Origin of the sequence: Chryseobacterium sp. (genome assembly GCF_041914225.1) — a bacterium.
Lineage (GTDB): Bacteria > Bacteroidota > Bacteroidia > Flavobacteriales > Weeksellaceae > Chryseobacterium.
The window spans coordinates 1-17,483 of record NZ_JAYSDT010000020.1; the positions used below are offsets into that span (position 1 = coordinate 1).

General features: G+C 36.5%; 20 protein-coding genes and 1 other RNA gene. 4 read left to right on the top strand and 17 right to left on the bottom strand.

Translation table 11 applies throughout. The annotated features are described in order from the left end of the window. Positions 1 to 233: 233 nt before the first annotated feature. Together ACE3RB_RS10765 and ACE3RB_RS10770 are read left to right on the top strand one after the other, a co-directional pair. Positions 234 to 1,160, top strand: a complete 927-nt coding sequence (locus ACE3RB_RS10765; protein ID WP_332386659.1) for a bifunctional riboflavin kinase/FAD synthetase — start codon at positions 234 to 236, stop codon at positions 1,158 to 1,160. Next, a complete protein-coding gene (locus ACE3RB_RS10770; RefSeq protein WP_374464231.1) occupies positions 1,144 to 2,187 on the top strand; it encodes an acyltransferase family protein in 1,044 nt (347 codons plus the stop codon). Before ACE3RB_RS10765 ends, ACE3RB_RS10770 begins: the two co-directional genes overlap by 17 nt. Before the next feature lie 15 nt (positions 2,188 to 2,202). Here ACE3RB_RS10770 and ACE3RB_RS10775 read toward each other — a convergent pair whose 3' ends face one another. Together ACE3RB_RS10775 and ACE3RB_RS10780 are read right to left on the bottom strand one after the other, a co-directional pair. Continuing rightward, complete coding sequence (locus ACE3RB_RS10775) at positions 2,203 to 2,694, bottom strand: hypothetical protein (RefSeq protein WP_374464232.1); 492 nt, start codon at positions 2,692 to 2,694, stop codon at positions 2,203 to 2,205. Positions 2,695 to 2,767: 73 nt separating this feature from the next. Then, positions 2,768 to 3,121 carry an MmcQ/YjbR family DNA-binding protein gene (locus ACE3RB_RS10780; protein WP_047433219.1) on the bottom strand — a complete coding sequence of 118 codons (354 nt, stop codon included), beginning with the start codon at positions 3,119 to 3,121 and terminating at the stop codon, positions 2,768 to 2,770. Positions 3,122 to 3,236: 115 nt separating this feature from the next. Here ACE3RB_RS10780 and ACE3RB_RS10785 point away from each other — a divergent pair, with 115 nt between their 5' ends. Continuing rightward, positions 3,237 to 3,893: an NAD(P)H-binding protein gene (locus tag ACE3RB_RS10785; protein WP_332386654.1), complete on the top strand. Its 657-nt coding sequence runs from the start codon at positions 3,237 to 3,239 to the stop codon at positions 3,891 to 3,893. Positions 3,894 to 3,897: 4 nt separating this feature from the next. On the opposite strand, the gene ACE3RB_RS10790 is transcribed toward ACE3RB_RS10785, so the two are convergent. The 12 genes from ACE3RB_RS10790 to ACE3RB_RS10845 form a co-directional block, all read right to left on the bottom strand. Continuing rightward, positions 3,898 to 4,161: an ADP-ribosylglycohydrolase family protein gene (locus ACE3RB_RS10790; protein ID WP_374464286.1), complete on the bottom strand. Its 264-nt coding sequence runs from the start codon at positions 4,159 to 4,161 to the stop codon at positions 3,898 to 3,900. Then, positions 4,083 to 4,787, bottom strand: a complete 705-nt coding sequence (locus tag ACE3RB_RS10795) for an ADP-ribosylglycohydrolase family protein (protein ID WP_374464233.1) — start codon at positions 4,785 to 4,787, stop codon at positions 4,083 to 4,085. The genes ACE3RB_RS10790 and ACE3RB_RS10795 overlap by 79 nt, the downstream gene beginning before the upstream one ends. A gap of 10 nt (positions 4,788 to 4,797) precedes the next feature. After that, complete coding sequence (locus ACE3RB_RS10800) at positions 4,798 to 5,373, bottom strand: glutathione peroxidase (protein WP_131434190.1); 576 nt, start codon at positions 5,371 to 5,373, stop codon at positions 4,798 to 4,800. A gap of 33 nt (positions 5,374 to 5,406) precedes the next feature. After that, positions 5,407 to 6,069, bottom strand: coding sequence for a histidine kinase (locus tag ACE3RB_RS10805; protein WP_374464234.1), 663 nt, complete (start codon positions 6,067 to 6,069; stop codon positions 5,407 to 5,409). A 97-nt stretch (positions 6,070 to 6,166) separates the two neighbouring features. Beyond that, positions 6,167 to 6,889 (bottom strand): 3-deoxy-manno-octulosonate cytidylyltransferase, encoded by a 723-nt coding sequence (gene kdsB / locus ACE3RB_RS10810; protein ID WP_131434194.1) that lies wholly within the window; start codon positions 6,887 to 6,889, stop codon positions 6,167 to 6,169. A 141-nt stretch (positions 6,890 to 7,030) separates the two neighbouring features. Then, positions 7,031 to 8,017 (bottom strand): phosphatase PAP2 family protein, encoded by a 987-nt coding sequence (locus ACE3RB_RS10815; protein ID WP_374464235.1) that lies wholly within the window; start codon positions 8,015 to 8,017, stop codon positions 7,031 to 7,033. A gap of 231 nt (positions 8,018 to 8,248) precedes the next feature. Continuing rightward, positions 8,249 to 9,502: a pyridoxal phosphate-dependent aminotransferase gene (locus ACE3RB_RS10820; RefSeq protein WP_374464236.1), complete on the bottom strand. Its 1,254-nt coding sequence runs from the start codon at positions 9,500 to 9,502 to the stop codon at positions 8,249 to 8,251. A gap of 22 nt (positions 9,503 to 9,524) precedes the next feature. Then, entirely contained in the window at positions 9,525 to 10,436 is a 912-nt protein-coding gene (locus tag ACE3RB_RS10825; protein WP_374464237.1) for a hypothetical protein, read from the bottom strand. Between the two features lie 16 nt (positions 10,437 to 10,452). Further along, on the bottom strand, positions 10,453 to 12,168 hold the full coding sequence (locus ACE3RB_RS10830) for a phospho-sugar mutase (protein ID WP_374464238.1): 1,716 nt from the start codon (positions 12,166 to 12,168) through the stop codon (positions 10,453 to 10,455). A gap of 54 nt (positions 12,169 to 12,222) precedes the next feature. Continuing rightward, positions 12,223 to 12,924: a GIN domain-containing protein gene (locus tag ACE3RB_RS10835; RefSeq protein ID WP_374464239.1), complete on the bottom strand. Its 702-nt coding sequence runs from the start codon at positions 12,922 to 12,924 to the stop codon at positions 12,223 to 12,225. 417 nt (positions 12,925 to 13,341) lie between these two features. Beyond that, the gene (locus ACE3RB_RS10840; RefSeq protein WP_374464240.1) at positions 13,342 to 14,292 is read right to left on the bottom strand and encodes a glycosyltransferase family 2 protein; all 951 of its coding nucleotides are present in this window, start codon (positions 14,290 to 14,292) and stop codon (positions 13,342 to 13,344) included. A 16-nt stretch (positions 14,293 to 14,308) separates the two neighbouring features. After that, the gene (locus tag ACE3RB_RS10845; protein WP_002979206.1) at positions 14,309 to 14,911 is read right to left on the bottom strand and encodes a DUF4199 domain-containing protein; all 603 of its coding nucleotides are present in this window, start codon (positions 14,909 to 14,911) and stop codon (positions 14,309 to 14,311) included. A gap of 131 nt (positions 14,912 to 15,042) precedes the next feature. Between ACE3RB_RS10845 and ffs the strand changes: the two genes are divergently transcribed. After that, positions 15,043 to 15,140: signal recognition particle sRNA small type (gene ffs / locus ACE3RB_RS10850), an RNA gene on the top strand. A gap of 118 nt (positions 15,141 to 15,258) precedes the next feature. On the opposite strand, the gene ACE3RB_RS10855 is transcribed toward ffs, so the two are convergent. From ACE3RB_RS10855 to menA, 3 genes are all read right to left on the bottom strand, one after another. Next, positions 15,259 to 15,945: a metal-dependent hydrolase gene (locus ACE3RB_RS10855; RefSeq protein ID WP_374464241.1), complete on the bottom strand. Its 687-nt coding sequence runs from the start codon at positions 15,943 to 15,945 to the stop codon at positions 15,259 to 15,261. A gap of 119 nt (positions 15,946 to 16,064) precedes the next feature. Then, positions 16,065 to 16,511, bottom strand: coding sequence for an SRPBCC family protein (locus ACE3RB_RS10860; protein ID WP_374464242.1), 447 nt, complete (start codon positions 16,509 to 16,511; stop codon positions 16,065 to 16,067). 18 nt (positions 16,512 to 16,529) lie between these two features. After that, positions 16,530 to 17,459, bottom strand: a complete 930-nt coding sequence (gene menA / locus ACE3RB_RS10865) for a 1,4-dihydroxy-2-naphthoate octaprenyltransferase (protein ID WP_374464243.1) — start codon at positions 17,457 to 17,459, stop codon at positions 16,530 to 16,532. Between the last annotated feature and the right edge of the window lie 24 nt (positions 17,460 to 17,483).

Sequence of the window (17,483 nt, forward strand, 5' to 3'; positions counted from 1 at the left end):
ATTTTACCTTTAATTTGGTTTGCCATTGCTAAATTTTTTCTTGGTGCAAATATAGTGATTCTTCATAAACCCGCAATTGGTAAAAAAAAGATTTTTATCATGCTTTTGCAAATTTACCAATACAGCAATTTCCCCCTCACACACTCATATTTTGCCTTCCGGAAATATTGATACATCGTTATATTGATAGATTGTTACATTATATCTATATTTGCAATCAAAATTTTTCCGTTTTGAAAGTTTTCAAGAATTTTACAGATTATTCCTCACAAAAGCCTTTAGCATTATCTTTAGGAATGTTTGACGGGGTGCATCTCGGACACAAAAGTATTATCGATGAGCTGGCTAAAATAGGTACAGAAAACAATCTGGAAACTGCTATCCTTACTTTCTGGCCGCACCCAAGGTTTGTTTTTAATCCTAATGAAGATTTAAAGCTTCTGAATACCCTGGAAGAAAAGAAACAGCTGGTTGAAAAATATGGCATTGATAATCTGTTCCTGAAAGAATTTGATGAGGAATTCAGAAACCTGACCGGAGAAGAGTTTGTACGTCAGATTTTAATTGATAAGCTCAATGTAAAATACCTTATTATAGGATACGATCATTCTTTCGGAAAAAACAAAAGCGGAAATTTTGAGCTTCTTCAAAAATTGTCAAAAGAACTTGATTTTGAGGTTGAACAAATGGAGGCTATCAATATCCATGAAAACAACATCAGCTCCACAAAAGTGCGTAATGCGCTTTTAGCAGGTAATATTAAAGAAGCCAACGAAATGCTGGGCTATTTTTATTCTGTTTCCGGAACTGTGGTGCATGGCAAGAAAATCGGAAGGACTATAGGATATCCAACAGCCAATATTGATACGGAATCTATCAAGCTTTTACCTAAAAAAGGAGCTTATATTGTAGAGGTGTTTGTAAAAGGCAACCAATACAAAGGAATGCTGAGCATTGGAACCAATCCGACGGTAAACGGAGAAAAACTGACTGTGGAGGTTTATATCCTTGATTTTGATGATGATATTTATGACGAAAAGATTACGGTAAGTTTCAGAGATTTTCTTCATGATGAAATCAAATTTGAAGGTCTTGACAAGTTGATTGAAAGGCTGGATGAGGATAAAAGATTAACACAGGAATATGATTTCAAGGAGTAATAATTTTGACTTTTTAAGGCTTGTTTTTGCAAGTCTTGTTGTCATTACCCATTCCTATGCTCTTTCAGGGGCTGCTCAAGGCGATCCTCTGTCACAACTCACCCATGGACAAATGGAATTTTCTTATCTGGGAGTTCATGGTTTTTTCATTATTTCCGGATATCTGATTTTTAAAAGTCTGCTCCGCTGCAAAGGTCTTCCGGATTTTTACTGGAAAAGGCTGTTAAGGCTTTTCCCCGCACTCCTGGTAGTACTTTGCCTTACCGTATTACTGGCTCCGGCTGTATATGAAAGTACTGTTCCGTATTTAAAGAATACTTCCGTATATACTTATATTCCCCAGAATCTTACTTTATTCTTCCGTCAGAAAGGCATTGATGGCGTTTTTGAAACCAACCCTTATAAGCATAGTATCAACGGGAGCTTATGGACAATCTGCTATGAATTCAGTATGTATGTTATGGTATCGTTCCTTTTCTTTATCCGGGAAAAGACTTTTGTGAAAATTGTTGTCATTCTGCTATTTATATCAAGCTATATTTTAAGCATTTTCCATCCTTATTTTCTTTACGGATTGTTTCACAAGTTGGCATTGGGAAGCAATCATTTTTACAATCTGATGTGCTTTTTCGCCGGAGGAATGGTATTGACTTATCTGAACACCAACAAAAGAACAGAAAACATTCTCATTATACTTTCCTTCATCGTTCTTATAGTGAGCCTATACTTAAACATCTTCAGGTATACCTGTTATATTACCCTGCCTCTGCTTGTCATACTTATTGGTAAGAGCTCTACCCGGTATCTCAATAAGGTAGGAGAAGTGATTGGTGATACATCTTACGGGATTTATATTTATTCCTTCCCGATCCAACAGGCACTGATGTACTTTTTTAAACTGGATACAGCTATGCTTTTTATACTTTCATTACCGCTTTCAATTCTCCTGGGATATATTTCCTGGCATCTGATCGAAAAGAAAGCATTAGGATATAAAGATTTATTTACAAAAAAGGCTATTCCGTGAGAATAGCCTTTTGATTTACTTCAATACTTTTAAGTAGATTTTCTGAGTTTCATTGTTCAGTTTTACATTCGGAAACTGCTTGTCATAGTCTATAACAATATCGCCTTTTTCGCCGGCTTTCCCGTTGCCGTCAGAATCCCAGCTTATCGCCACATAATATTTGGCAGGACCTGCAGGCTTTGGATTAATCTTGCTTTCTGCATCTTCAGGTATAGGCAGATTGATGGTAAAAGGTACCGACTTCTGCTCATATTCCTGTTCTGTAATTAATGTGGCAGGAGCATCAGCCAGTTTTTCGTCTATTCCATATAAGCTTACTTTGAGCAGGGCACTTTTTATGGTGAATTGATCTGTCCCTGAAAATTCTATTTTAAGAGTTCCGGGAGTTTTCTCAGAAGCTGATACAGCAGGTTCTGTTTTTGTGTCAGTGTTTTTATTTACCGGCTTGGTGCAGCTTGTCAGCATCAATGCTCCGGCTGTTACGAATAATAAAAGGTGATTTCTCATTTGTTATTTATTTATTATTAAATATATATTTCACTGCTGAAAGATAACAAATACCATACCCCTGCCTTATTCTCTATAAAGAATTGACTTCATTCTGAGCTTTTTTAGTCAGGGATTTAAAAACCAGATCATAGGATTGGTCAATAAGTTTAAAGATCAAATCTCTTTTCAATCCATCTACTGTTACAGAATTCCAGTGGGTTTTGTTCATATGGTAGGCACCTGTAATCTGTGGATACTGCTCACGAAGCTCTGCACTCCATTCGGGATCTGTTTTTACATTGATTGCCAGTGGCTGCCTTTCAAGACCCATCAATAAAAACATTTTGGTATCTACCTTCATTACAAGTGTTTCATTATCAAACGGAAAACTTTCCGTAACTCCTTTTTTAGCAAGGCAGTAATCTAAAATTTCGTTGGCATCCATATTCAATATGAGTAATGAGTGATCAATAATGAGTAATGATTAAATTAGTTCTTTACTCTTTAATTCAAATTTAGTAAATTTAAGAAAGAAATAATCTCACAAAATCACAATTATTATGAAAGCTCTGGTAATAGGTGCTACAGGTGCCACAGGAAAAGATCTGGTGAATCAGTTACTCAATGATAAAGAATTTGATGAAGTGGATATTTTCGTCAGAAAGCCTGTTGATATTCAAAATGATAAGCTTAAGGTTCATGTTGTGAATTTTGAAAAGCCTGAAGAATGGAAAGATATGGTAAAAGGCGATGTTGCCTTTTCGTGTCTGGGAACAACCTTAAAGGATGCCGGAAGCAAAGAAGCCCAGAAAAAGGTAGATTTTGATTATCAATATGAATTTGCAAAAGCGGCAAAAGAGAACAATGTGGAAGATTATATTCTGGTATCAGCTTACGGAGCCAATCCACAGTCTAAGATTTTCTATTCCAAAATGAAAGGTGAACTTGAAGAAGCTGTAAAACAGTTACATTTTAATAAGATCACTATTTTCAAACCGGGAATGCTTGAGCGAAAAAATTCTGAGAGAACCGGAGAAGTGTTAGGCAGCCGCATTATAAAATTTGCCAATAAGCTTGGGCTGCTGGAAAGTCAAAAACCTCTGCCGACTGATATTCTGGCAAAGGCAATGATTAATTCTTCGAAAATAAAAAGTAACGGTTATTCCAGTATAAAACTGGGGAATATTTTCTGTTTTGCGGAAAAAAGCAACCAATAATATTTTAACTTATCTTCTGTTTTGTTGTATCAATAACCTGCTTGATCCATTTGTAATCGGGTAATTTCCTAAGTTTTAAAATTAATTCATAAGGAATATTTTCAGTTCCGATCAATGTTCCGGCAATTGAAGCGTTGGTATCTGTATCTCTTCCCGAAAAGATAATTTGTTTCAACATTTCTTCCAGACCTAAATCAATAATTTTGGTTGAGCAATAAATTGCAAAAGGAACTGAATTAACAACATAGCCATTATTGCCAATTTTGATATTTCTGAAATTGAAGTGTTATTTCCAATTGAATTGATTTCGATTAAGCTGTCTCTTACATTTGTATCAGGAATTTCTGGAATAATAATATCAAAAAGGTTATTTTTTCCATTCCAATCAGAATTGAGGATAGCTTTTATAGAAAGAAAAACAGCCAAAGCTCCAGAAAAGGCTTCATCATTTCTATGTGTTAATTTACATGCTTCGTAAACATTCTGTCTTGTAATATCTGAGAAAAAAGCAAAGGGAGCAATTCTCATCGCTCCACCGTTTCCAGCAGCAAACTCTCCGATTCGTCCAGCCTGACTCCAATGAAGACCTGCTTCAGTATCTAAAATTGCTTTAAGTGTAGAAGCGCCAATTCCTGTTAATTTGCGACTTCTGTAATATTCTATAAATCTATTGATAAGATTTTCAGGAGTAAAGCTATCAGACAGAACCTCACAGGTTGCCAGTGTCATTTGTGTATCATCTGTAATACTCCAAACTCTTCGCTTTATGCTCTTTTTTCCTAAATAATAAATATGTGAATCATCGGTTTCTACTTCATTTTCATAGCTGCTTCCCCACGCATCTCCAATTGCTCCGCTAATAATACAGGCTTCAAACCGATCCAAAAAATCCATATAATAATTCTTATTTCAGATACTTTGTAATTGCCTCATCTGTTGGCTTTGTAGTGCTTACAAAAGAGTCAATCAGTTTTCCGTTTTCATCAACCAGAAATTTGGTAAAGTTCCAAAGGATGCTTGTATTTTTTACTCCGTTTAGCTCTTTCTCTGTTAAATATTTAAAGATAGGAGCTGTATCATCACCTTTTACAGACACTTTTGCAGCCATAGGAAATGTTACACCATAGTTTTTCTGGCAGAAAGCCCCGATTTCAGTATTCGTTCCAGGCTCCTGTCCGCCGAAATTATTGGCAGGGAAACCTACTACTACCAGCTTATCTTTATACTGTTCGTATACTTTTTCAAGATCTGCATACTGCGGGGTAAATCCACATTCTGAAGCGGTATTGACAATCAGGATTTTCTTTCCTTTGAAATCAGCAAAATTGATTTCTTTACCATCAAGACTTTCTACTTTGAAGTCGTATATTGTTTTTCCCATAAGTTCATTGGTTTTAGCTTTAGAAACTTCACTTTTTTGGTTGGTGCAGCTTTGCAGAAATGCGATGAATGAAAGCAGCAGTAAAAAAATTTTTTTCATTTTTTATAATTTTTTGCAGCGAACCGCAGTTAATTAAAACTTAAAAATATTTGCCGGAAACACTTTGTTGATATCAATTCTGTTAAGCAGCATCACATAATCTCCGTCTTTCTTGGCACTTGAAGATTCTATTCTGAAAGGCATGGTAAGGTTTCCAACTTTTTTAAAATCAGAATATACCAACGTTTCATCTTTTTTCACTTCTTTGATCAGCATATATGTCTTTGCATCAAAATAATACATGTTCTTATTGACATTCTTGGTCAGTTCAACCTTATGGCAGTAGATCTCTCCTACTTTTTCTTTTCCAAGATATCTGGCTTCAAAACCTTTGTTTTCCCAATCAATGAAGTCATTGTCAAAACTTTCCGGAACATATTCAGGGTATTCCTGAAGTTTGTTAGCTGCATAATTCATGGCATAGCCTTTAGTTCCGTCATAGCCTTCAATTGCTGTTTCTTTTCCTCCGACAGTAATCAATGTTTTAGTAAGATTCGGACGCTGCTGATAGATTTTTATCGGATATTCATCTTTGATTCCCAGTATTACTTTTCCCTGAAGCAATACCGAATTCAATAATTTCCAATTGGTTAACCCTCCGGATAATTCAATGTTTTTGTCAATAATTTCCTTTGCGGTCTGTGCAAATACGACATGCGAAAATATCAGTCCGAATACTAATAATAACTTCTTCATTAATTTTATTTATAAATTCAAATATAGGGGGATTTCTGTAAAATTACAAAAAGGCAAAAGAGCGGGTTGATAATTTGCTTTTTTGCCTTCAATATTTTTAAATCAGCTTTCTGGCTTTTTCCAGATCTTCCGGGGTATCTATGCCCACTCCTATGAAATTGGTTTCTATCATTTTGATTTTCATTCCGTATTCAAGATAGCGTATGCATTCTATTTTTTCGGATATTTCCAAAGGTTTCATAGCCAGTTTTGAAAACTGCAGCAAGGCTTCTTTTCTGAAAGCATAGACACCAATATGTTTAAAATAGCTTACATCATAAGAAACTTCCCTGTGAAAAGGAATTACAGAACGGCTGAAATACAAAGCAAAACCATTGTTATCCGTAATCACTTTTACGTTATTCGGGTTTTCTATTTCTTCTTTTTCATGCAGCTGTATTTTTAAAGAAGCTAAAGAGATTTCCTGTTGATCATCATGTCTGAAAACTTCTATCAGCTGCTGTAATGGCTCTAATTTAAGGAAAGGCTCGTCTCCCTGAACATTGATCACGATATCACAGTCTATATGCTGTACAGCTTCGGCAATACGGTCGCTTCCGGTCTCATGCTGGCCTGTCATCACAGCTTTTCCTCCGTTTTTTTGAATTTCGTCAAAAATAATTTCAGAGTCTGTAGCCACAAATACTTCATCAAACAGTCCGGTTTCCACTACATTCTGATACGTTGTGGTAATAACGGTTTTTTCTCCTAAAATCTGCATCAGTTTTCCTGGAAAACGGCTGGCTTCGTAGCGGGCAGGAATAACAGCGATTATTTTCATTCAGTAAAAATATTAAGTAATTCTCTTTAATTCAACAGGTTTCCATTTCAGCATATACCAAGCTGCCATGTTTCCTTTATATTGAGATCAAATGTAGTGAAAAGTATCTTATTTACTATACAAAACAGAGATTTCAGCAGCTTAAAAAGAGAGTTTTACACCTATCATATTGTATTCCCATTGGCGGGATGCCACAAAGTTGAGATTATATTTTGTTTTTCCTATCGTTCCTTCTGATGAAGTATATCTGCTTTTTGAGATTGTTTTTCCGATAAAATATCCCATTAACAGAGCTAAGGGATAATCTGAAGCCCAGTGTACTTTACTCTGCATCATTTGAAAACATAATGCTCCTGCTAAGGTATACCCTACCGGCTTAATCCATTTTGCGTCAGGATAATTGTCTGCAATCACCGTAATACCAGCCATAAAGGTTGTTAAATGTCCGGAAGGCATTGCATCATAATTCGAGGTGTTTTTACTGAATGCTGAAAAGCTCGGAAACGGATTCCATGCTCCTCCTTTATTACCGTTTATCTCAGCAATAAAAGGGCTTTCTCTCCCTGTAATTCTTTTAAGGGTTTGGGTGAAAACTCCGGAAAGAATTAAACTTTCCATCAAACTGCTGGCTGTAGCCTGTGCCTTGTAATCATTTTTGATCAGGCCATAAGTACCAAAACCAATACCTATCAGCACCAAGGTAGAGCCGTTCCCTATCAGATACAAGGTAGACCCGATATCTTTTGGAATTTTAAAGACACCACCTATTTTGTGATAGTTATTATCTTTATCCATTCCCCATCTTTCTCCCAGCTCCCTGGAATTGTCAATAAGCTTTTGATCAAAAGGTAAGAGAATAAGGGTTGCAGCCACTGCTCCTCCAAGATAGTAACCATGATCTTTCGCTATGAAATCTTTATTGGTATTGATAAAATTCCGGGGTAATTTGGTTACAAAATCCAGTAACCTGGGCTTTGGGTAGGTTCTGACAGATCCGTCCTTTAACGTATAGGTTTGTACTTTTGTCAACTCAGATTCCTTTGGAAGTTCTTTTATCTTCAATGTATCAACCTCTTGTGAGCATACCAGTATTGAAACTGGTAAGAGTAGAAATCTCAGTTTTTTCATCGTTGTAATTTTCAACTTTTTATATTTAGGCGTGTAAAATCCCAAAGATAACTCCTGGCTGAGTGTCTTACAAAGCAGTTATTTAACTTTTAATATTTATTTAATTTTTATGTTATCAGTTTAAATATTTAATAAAAACGAATCGACTCTGTCCAGAATGACAATGCTAATACAGGTTCTTGTTTTAACGATGCCATGCCGGACAGAGTCGAAGCATTTATTATCTGAAGGTTACTTTAAATTGTTCAAAGCATTTTCCAGTTTCGGAAGCATCACTTTAATCTCATCCACTGCCAATCCTCCTACAGAAGCACGGAACCAAGGTTCTGATTTTTCTTCCCCGAAAGCTGAGAATGGTACTAAAGCAACACCTGCTTCATTAATTAAGTAAAATACCAGATCTGAAGAGTTTCCGATAACAGCTCCGTCAGGTTTTGTTTTTCCGATATAATCAAGCTTAATGGTAAGATAAAGTGCTCCCATCGGCTCAATACTGTCTACAGAAAGACCTTTTGCTTTCAAATCCTGAACTCCGTTATGAAGAACTTTTAAACTTTCTTCAAGCTTAGCTTTAAAATCGTTAACGAAAGTATTCACGTTATCCGGATTTTCATAGAATTTAGCGGTTGCCTCCTGCTCAGGTTTTGGTGCCCATGCTCCAACGTGTGTCAGAAGCGCTTTCATTTTATCAAGAATATGAGAAGGACCAAATCCCCATCCTACACGAACTCCGGTTGCAGCAAGGCATTTTGAAATACCGTCGATATAGATGGTGTAGTCTTTCATTTCAGGGAAAAGAGAAACAGGATCTACGTGCTCTGCTCCAAAAGTAAGGCAAGAATAGATCTGGTCATACATTAAGTACAACGGTTTTTTATCGGCTCCTCTTTTGTTGTTTTCAGCAATTACCAGTTCGCAGATTTCTGAAAGCTGTTCTTTTGTAAACATTGTTCCAGTAGGGTTCAATGGTGAACAAAGTGCTAATAAAACAGCTCCGTCCAGGTGAGGTCTCAGGTCATCAGCAGTCGGAAGGAAATTGGTTTCAGGTTTTGTTTTTACTTCTACAGCATTGGCTGAAGTAAGGTAAGCGTAGTGATTGTTGTTCCATGATGGTGTAGGATATACTACTTTATCTCCTTCATCTACGATGGTTTTGTATACAGCATAGATCAAAGGTCTTGATCCTGCAGTAATTAAAATATCCTCAGGTGAGTAATCCAGGTTCCATCTTTTTTTAAGGTCTTTGGAAACTTCTTTTCTTAAAGATAAAAGTCCGTTTGCAGGAGGATAGTTCGTCAGATTATTCTGATAAGCTTTCTGAATCTCTTCCTTCAGCAATGCCGGAATAGGATAGATATTAGAATTCAGATCACCAATAGTAAGATTGGCAATTTCCGCTCCCTTTGCTTTTAAGTCATTTACTTCGTTACCAATTTTTACAATTTCAGAACCGATCAGGTTCGCTGCTAATTTTGAAACTTTCACTTTTTTTTATTTAAAATTTATATTATCGTTCGCTGTTGATCTTCTCATATATTTGATCTACCGGCATTTGAGCATCAAAAAGGGCTATTGCTTCTTTTGCTTTTTTTGCCGTGTTGGAATTCGGATATTTTTTGATAATCCTGTTAAATTCCGCTCTGTTTTCATCGTACAGTTTTCCGGTCCCTTTATCCAAATCTCTTTCGAAGGTGGGTGTATTATCCATTCCTAAAAGATAATCAGACAAATACATCTGATATCCCGGTTTCACATCCTTTACAAGCTTACTTCCAGGATATCTATTCATAAAATTCTCCCAGAATATCAGCCTGTCTCCCAGCTGTTCCCAGGAAATTATCAGTCCTGCGTCCGCGGCATAATTGGATTCGCTTTCTTTGTCATTCTGTAAAATATAGGCTTCATAATCCGGAGTTACCTTATTCTTAAACAAAGAAGAATAATATCCCGGGACAGTCCATATTTCAGTCATTCCTTCTCCTACTTCCCTGAATTCAAGACCTGCTTTTTTCAGTTCTGAAGCTATCTTTTTAATATTGTCCGGAAAGTTGTACCGATCCTTATCTGGATCATAATAATTCACATATTTATCCAAAATATCAGCATGCAAATTCATCAGACATTCTGTATACTTATCTCTTATTTTTAAATAATCTTCATATACTTTGTCATTCTGTTCCGGATTGTTTCCAGCCATTTCTTTTTCGATTTTTGTCCGGTACCATTGAAGAGACGTGATATAATCCTCCGTTTTGCTGGCAGGTGAACAGGCTGTATCTATCGGTTTGTACTGATCTTCTTTGGATTCAGTTCGGGCAATTGAATCACTTTTCTGCTTTATTCCTGCAGCTGCTGCTTCCTTTTTACAGGAAATTACAGCTGCAGAGAGTAAGCAAACTGCTATTATTTTTTTAATCATCTGCTGCTTCGGAAAATTAATCCAGTTTCAAATCTGTTTTAACGGCTCCGATTTTAGCTTCCAATGATTTTAATTTGTCTCTGAAATCTGCTTCTGAAGTGATAGAATCCTTTACAGAAACATAAAACTTGATTTTTGGTTCTGTTCCTGATGGTCTCACGCATACTTTTGTTCCATCCTGTGTGTAATAGATCAATACATTGGATGCAGGAATATCATTCATTACTTTTTTCTCATTTGTAGAAACGGTAAGGCTTGTCTGTTCCTTGAAATCCTTAACTAGCTCTACCGGTGATCCAGCAAGTTCTTTTGGAGGATTTTCACGGAAGTTTTTCATCATATTCTGAATCTCTTCAGCACCCTCTTTTCCTTTTCTTACAATATTGATTAATCCTTCGTAATACATTCCAAGATCTTCATAAATCTCGATCATGTACTGATACATTGTCCTTCCATTGGCTTTACACCAGGCTGCAATTTCACATGCTAAGAGGATACTTCCGCAGGAATCTTTGTCACGAACGAAATCTCCGGTCATAAATCCGAAACTTTCTTCACCACCACACACAAATTTCTGCTTTCCTTCTGCTTCACGGATCATTTTTCCGATCCATTTGAATCCGGTAAGGCCTACTTTACATTCAACTCCGAATTTTTGTGCTATGTCAAAGAAAATATCCGAGGTCACAATCGTAGAACCTATAAATTCTTTTCCTGTAATTCTTTCCTGCTTTCTCCATTCATTCAGGATATAGTAAGTAAGGATGGTATTGGTTTGGTTACCGTTCAAAAGCTGCATTTCGCCATCAAGGTTTCTTACTGCAATCCCTAATCTGTCTCCGTCCGGGTCTGTTCCGATCACAATGTCTGCATTGGTAATTCTTGCCAGATCCATTGCCATTTCAAGTGCTGCAGGTTCTTCCGGATTTGGAGAATCTACTGTCGGGAAATTTCCGCTTGGGATCATCTGCTCTTTAACAAGATCTACTTTTTTGAATCCTGCTTTTGCAAGGGCTTTAGGAACGGTTGTATAGGTTGTTCCGTGGATAGATGTGAAAACAATATTTAAATTTTCTTTTCCAACATTCTGATAGGTAGAGTTTTCAATGCATGCATCGATATATACATCGTCCTGCTCCTCTCCGATCCATTCGATCAGATCATCATTTCCGTCAAATTTAATTTCTTCAAATTTTACAGAATATACTTCTTTAATAATGGCTTCATCATTAGGTGGAACAATCTGTGCTCCGTCGTTCCAGTATACTTTGTAACCGTTATATTCCGGTGGATTATGAGAGGCTGTCAATACAATTCCTCCGTTACATTTTTTATCACGAACGGTGAAAGATAATTCAGGTGTCGGTCTGTGGTCTTTGAAAAGCAATACTTTAATTCCGTTTGCTGTCAAAACATCTGCCACCAGCTTCCCGAATTCTTTTGAGTTATTACGAACATCATAAGCGATGGCCACTTTAATCTCTTCACCTTTGAATTGCTGCAACATGTAGTTAGCCAATCCCTGTGTAGCCTGTCCTAATGTATATTTATTCAAGCGGTTGGTTCCTACTCCCATTATCCCGCGCATTCCTCCTGTCCCGAATTCCAGTTCTCTGTAGAAAGAATCTTCCAGATCAGGGGAATTGCTGTCAATCAGTAATTGTACAGCATCTCTCGTTTCTTTATCGAAGGTATCACTTAACCAAAGTTTCGCTTTTTCTAGTGTATTCATATTTATATGTTGTTCTTTATAGTTGTAAAGTTCCTGCTTTTAATAATACTGTTTTTAATCCAGTTTTTTGTTTTCGACCTTCGTCGTCTTATCAATTTTAAACGCCCTGATCGGATCGTTATAATAGACAAATTTTGCGGTATTCTGAATATGTCCTTTTAAAGAATCTTTTACATTTACTTCTGCATAATTCCCGTTTTTAGAATCAATATTCAGATTGGTGATCTTCCAGTAAGGAGCAATTAAACTCGCTGTATCTGAGATTTTTATAACCGCTTCTTTTGTTAATCCTAAAAAATTAGCCCGGCTTCTGTTCTGCATTTCCACTTCTGCCCTTCTGGTGTTTACAGATCCCATGAAGCTGGCATTATTCTTCATAGCAAGCCTGAAATTATCAGTTTTAATTTCGCTTGAAATATTCATCTCTACAGAGTCTGAAACCGCTACTTTTTCAAGGTTATATTTTGAATAGATTGTTACATTATAAAAATCAACTCCCTTTGTCCCTCTTTTTTCTTTAATGAAAAGCGTTTTGTCTTCTACATCCACATCCAGATTGTTAGCTACATTCGGGTAAGTTTCTATTTCCACAAAATTTTTAGGCCCTCTGGCATAAAATACACGGAATTTTCCTTCCAGATCAAGGTTGACGAATTCCGGTACATCCACATCTTTCTTCTCAATATTTCCTTTTGGAGAAACTTTTCCGCAGGAAACCAGTGCCGCCAGCATTAATGTGTATACAACTTTTTTCATATTTAATTTTAAATATTCTATATTACAATCGCAACGATTTTTACTGAAAATCTCTGAAAGGTTTTTCTCCCGTCTTACCGGACCTTCAATAATTACTTCGAACAAAAATAGGATTAAAATTTCTAAAAATCTTTGTCTTTTGACAATAAAATACCTGATAATTTTCAATTTTTAGGCTTTTGAAAGAAAGTCTGTTCTGATTCTCTTTTCCTTACATTTTATCTGATCAGTTCAAAATACAAAAAGCACTCTGTCTTGTAGAGTGCTTTTATTTATTGGGATTGAAATAATTATAACATAATTAGTTGTGATCTAACTACATGTTAGTATTAAACCACAAATTGCACTAATTTGAACACTAATATCACAAGCACTCTTAGTGTCATTTGTGAAATATTCGAGTTATTAGTGTTTAAACTATATCACCTCATCAATATTATAATTCTTATGCTCGCGGTTGGTTCTGATAATCATTTCTCCTAAGAATCCTGCGATAAAAAGCAGTGTTCCCATAATCATCATTGTTAGGGCAATATAGAACCATGGATTATTGGTGATTAAATGTCCGTAAATTCCTCTGGCAACGTCAATCAGTTTAGAAATTCCCAGCCAAAGTGCAGAGAGGAAACCGACAATAAACATTAAAGTTCCTACTGCTCCGAAGAAATGCATTGGTCTTCCCCCGAAACGGCTTACAAACCAAAGGGTTATCAAATCCAGAAATCCTCTGATAAATCTTTCCGTTCCGAATTTGGAAGTTCCGTAAGGTCTTGCCTGATGCTGTACCTCTTTTTCGGTAATTCTTCTGAAACCCGCATTGGCAGCCAATACCGGGATATACCGGTGCATATCTCCATATACATCAACAGATTTCACGACCTGTCTTTTATAGGCCTTCAGACCGCAATTGAAATCGTGAAGATAAACTCCAGATACTTTTCTTGCTGCAGCATTGAATAGTTTTGACGGAATATTTTTCGTCATTACATTATCAAAACGCTTCTTTTTCCAACCGGAAACGATATCATAATTATCATTGATCACCATATTATACAGCTCCGGAATTTCTTCAGGGAAATCCTGTAAATCGGCATCCATGGTAATCACCACATCTCCGTTTGTTCTTTCAAAGGCGGCATGAAGCGCCTGGGATTTTCCATAATTTCTGGAAAATTTAATAGCGTGGATCTGAGGATGCTGTACTTTCATATTCTCAATAATGCTCCACGACAAATCCGTACTTCCATCGTCTACAAACCAGATTTCATAAGATAAACCATTGGTTGTGCATACTTTATCGATTCTTGAAAAAAGCTCTTCCAGAGAGTCTTCTTCGTTCAGTAACGGAATAACTATAGATAAATTCATTTAATTTTAATAAAAATTAGGCTTGATTTGTTTCTTCGGGCTGATGTATTGTTCTTGTTCTGAAAAATGCTCCGAAAAACACCGACAAAACTACGTAAAATATAAGAATTGCTGCAAAATATCCTGAAAAATGACTCGCAGTCAGCATATCTTTTCCTTTAACTGCTTCAGGAGTGAAGCTTTGTAGTCTTTCTTTGTATTTCTGATCCAGCTCATCAATATCTTTCTGATGTTTCAGAATTTTTCTTGCAGAGGTATATTCTGTATCCAGTTCTGATTTTTGTCTTTGAACATATTGATAGTTCAGCAGGCTTTTGGCAGCAGGATCTACAAAGTTTAAGAAAGCATAAATGCTGAAGATGGAAAGAATTCCTCCGATGAACATCGGTACGAATGCTCTTTTGAAAGCTTCTTTGAATTTTACCACTCTATGTTTGTTCCAGTAAGATTTTACAGACCAGAAAGCTGCCCCTGCATACAAAACAGGCAAAAGAAAAGCATTGGCTTTCAGAGAAATATCAAAATAATTGATTCCTGAGAAAAAAGTATATACTACAAAGAAAACGATCATTGTAGCGATAAAAAGTATAATTCCTAGTGTTGATGGACTTTTCGTCATATTTAAATTTTTAGAAAAAAGTTGAAAAATTTTCCCTCTAAATGTCAGGCGATTAGCTTTACCACTGCATTTTTTCAACTAATTTTCTCTAATAAAGTTTTGAAGTTTATAAAATATTCCTACCTTTGCAATGGCAAGTCCTAAACAACCAGCTCCTGAGAATCCTCCAGGGTGGGAACGCAGCAAAGGTAATCGGTCGTAGCGGTGTGATTTAGGTAGCTTGCCATTTTTTTTTTGATTTAAAGTAAGAAGAGAGGTAATTTGATAATTATCTTTTTTTGTTTTTAATACCTTACACATCATTTTCATTTTTCTAATTTTCAGATTACCTCCGGTTCCGTTATTGATTAAAATTCGAACGTCTCTCCTAATTTCGGTAAAATCAGTTCTACATTTTTATCAGCAAAATGCTTTAATGCACTTTCATGATTGATTTCAATAGCAGGAAAGGTATCAAAATGGCATCCGATTACTTTCGGTGTTTTTAACAGTTCTGCAGCTGCAAAAGAAGCTTTTCTCGGGCACATTGTGTAGTGACTTCCGATGGGAAGGATAGAAAGATCGATGTTTCCGTATAATCTCGGGAACAGCTCCATATCCGCCATTACTCCTGTATCCCCAGCCAAATAGATGTTCTTACCTTCAGGAAGTCTGAAGATATACCCTACAGGAACGCCTCCGTAGCTTCCGTCCGGGAAAGAACTTGTATGGTGAGCCGGAACCATGGAAATTTTAAGATCGTCGATTTTTGCCGATCCTCCAAGGTTCACATCATCTGTATTTTTAGCCTGCTTGAAATATCCGCATACTTCAGGAACCCCAATGATGGTAGCTTCAGGATAATGCTGCAATACTTCTCCTACATCGGCAATATGATCACCGTGCGCATGAGTTAACAGGATGTAATCGATTTTTTGGGCAGAAATATCAAAACCTGATTCTGCTTTTTTGTAGTTGTAAAAAGGGTCACTCAGAATTGTTTTGTCCTTGTACGTGAACAGGAAACAATTTTGCCCTAAGAATTGTATTTTCATTTTAAATTTAGTTTCAATTATTATTAAACACAAATGACTCAAATAATTTCACAAACAGCACAATAAGATCAGTGATATTCATGAAAGCATTCGTGCCATCCGTGTTGTCTTTAATCTAATTATTTCGATGGGAACTTATCCTCAATCAGATTGAGTTTTATTCTATGCTCCAGATAGGCTTTGCAACCGTCTAATACCGTTGTAAAACCTCCTGTATTGTCATTAATTACTTTCAGCAGATCTTCACCTGCCTGGCTGAATCCGTAGCTTTTAATGATAACGAGAGTTCCTTTTTCCATGGTTCTGAATTCATAGTCTACGTTTACTGAAGGCTCTCCCCATTCTGTTCTGATCAGTTGGTTCGGAATAATCTGGTGAACCTTCACTACATTTTTTACTCCATACATTTCCCATTCCCAGGTAACGGTCTTACCTTCTTCCAGTCTTCCGGTAGATTTGGTAAACCAGAAATTAGTGGTCACTTCCGGATTGATAAATGCTTCAAAAACATCTTCAACCGGTTTTCGGATAAGCATCTGAGCTTCAACATATGCATTAGAATTCATGATATAATATTTTGGATTTTAGTGAAATAAATTAAGTCCGGCTGCTGTAAGGATTGCCATTACAAAGGTCATGATCCCTACCTGCTTTAAATATTGATCTAATTCTTTCGGCTCTTTTACAGATAAAATCTTTCTTCTCAGTTTTGATAACGGGAATAACAGAATCATTACAATGAAAACATAGTAGTTCTGCTCCTGCATGAATCCGTTTATTCCTAAAAACGTAAGAATAAGCAATAATGGAAGCTGTAACAGCACCATTTCGTAGATCATTGCATTTTTGAATCCTATTTTCAAAGCAAAGCTGTTTTTCCCTGATAGTCTGTCGCTTTCAATATCTCGCATATTGTTCAGGTTAAGAACCGCCATACTCATCATTCCAACGGCTGTTCCCGGTAATAACATATCCCAGCTGAAAGTTTTTGTAAACAGGAAATAGCTTCCACACACAGAAACAAGCCCAAAGAAGATAAACACAAAGATATCTCCTAGCCCCATGTATCCGTAAGGCTTTTTACCTACAGTATACCCAATGGCTGCCAGAATACTTGCCACTCCCAATCCTATGAAGATATAGAATTCATTCATATAGTTTGGAATGAAAGCTACATACAGTAAAGCAATGGTTGCAATGAATGATAATGCTGCGAAAAGAATCACTGCATTTTTCATTTGTTTTGCCGTAATTTTCCCTGAGGCTACCGCTCTTGCTTCTGCTTCATTGATTCTTTTGGCATCGGTTCCTTTTACCCCGTCACCATAATCATTGGCATAGTTTGATAAAATCTGGTATAAAAGCGTTACCAAAAGGGCAAGGGCAAAAATCTTCCAGTCCCAGGTTCCTCCTTCTCCGTAAAGCCTCCATTTTGCAATGAAAGCTCCCATAATAATCCCGCTTAAAGAAAGCGGCAAAGTCCTTAGCCTTGCGGCTTTTATCCAATCCGTCATAAATTTATAAGTAATGAGCAATGG

Bases quoted from the DNA above. Each gene is read 5' to 3' on its own strand.
- ACE3RB_RS10785 (WP_332386654.1), top strand. From the start codon at position 3,237: ATGAAAGCTCTGGTAATAGGTGCTACAGGTGCCACAGGAAAAGATCTG.
- ACE3RB_RS10805 (WP_374464234.1), bottom strand. From the start codon at position 6,069: ATGAAGAAGTTATTATTAGTATTCGGACTGATATTTTCGCATGTCGTA.
- kdsB (WP_131434194.1), bottom strand. From the start codon at position 6,889: ATGAAAATAATCGCTGTTATTCCTGCCCGCTACGAAGCCAGCCGTTTT.
- ACE3RB_RS10835 (WP_374464239.1), bottom strand. From the start codon at position 12,924: ATGAAAAAAGTTGTATACACATTAATGCTGGCGGCACTGGTTTCCTGC.
- ACE3RB_RS10770 (WP_374464231.1), top strand. From the start codon at position 1,144: ATGATTTCAAGGAGTAATAATTTTGACTTTTTAAGGCTTGTTTTTGCA.
- ACE3RB_RS10860 (WP_374464242.1), bottom strand. From the start codon at position 16,511: ATGAATTCTAATGCATATGTTGAAGCTCAGATGCTTATCCGAAAACCG.
- ACE3RB_RS10780 (WP_047433219.1), bottom strand. From the start codon at position 3,121: ATGGATGCCAACGAAATTTTAGATTACTGCCTTGCTAAAAAAGGAGTT.
- ACE3RB_RS10795 (WP_374464233.1), bottom strand. From the start codon at position 4,787: ATGGATTTTTTGGATCGGTTTGAAGCCTGTATTATTAGCGGAGCAATT.
- ACE3RB_RS10800 (WP_131434190.1), bottom strand. From the start codon at position 5,373: ATGAAAAAAATTTTTTTACTGCTGCTTTCATTCATCGCATTTCTGCAA.
- ACE3RB_RS10825 (WP_374464237.1), bottom strand. From the start codon at position 10,436: ATGATTAAAAAAATAATAGCAGTTTGCTTACTCTCTGCAGCTGTAATT.
- ACE3RB_RS10830 (WP_374464238.1), bottom strand. From the start codon at position 12,168: ATGAATACACTAGAAAAAGCGAAACTTTGGTTAAGTGATACCTTCGAT.
- ACE3RB_RS10815 (WP_374464235.1), bottom strand. From the start codon at position 8,017: ATGAAAAAACTGAGATTTCTACTCTTACCAGTTTCAATACTGGTATGC.
- ACE3RB_RS10845 (WP_002979206.1), bottom strand. From the start codon at position 14,911: ATGACGAAAAGTCCATCAACACTAGGAATTATACTTTTTATCGCTACA.
- ACE3RB_RS10855 (WP_374464241.1), bottom strand. From the start codon at position 15,945: ATGAAAATACAATTCTTAGGGCAAAATTGTTTCCTGTTCACGTACAAG.
- ACE3RB_RS10775 (WP_374464232.1), bottom strand. From the start codon at position 2,694: ATGAGAAATCACCTTTTATTATTCGTAACAGCCGGAGCATTGATGCTG.
- menA (WP_374464243.1), bottom strand. From the start codon at position 17,459: ATGACGGATTGGATAAAAGCCGCAAGGCTAAGGACTTTGCCGCTTTCT.
- ACE3RB_RS10840 (WP_374464240.1), bottom strand. From the start codon at position 14,292: ATGAATTTATCTATAGTTATTCCGTTACTGAACGAAGAAGACTCTCTG.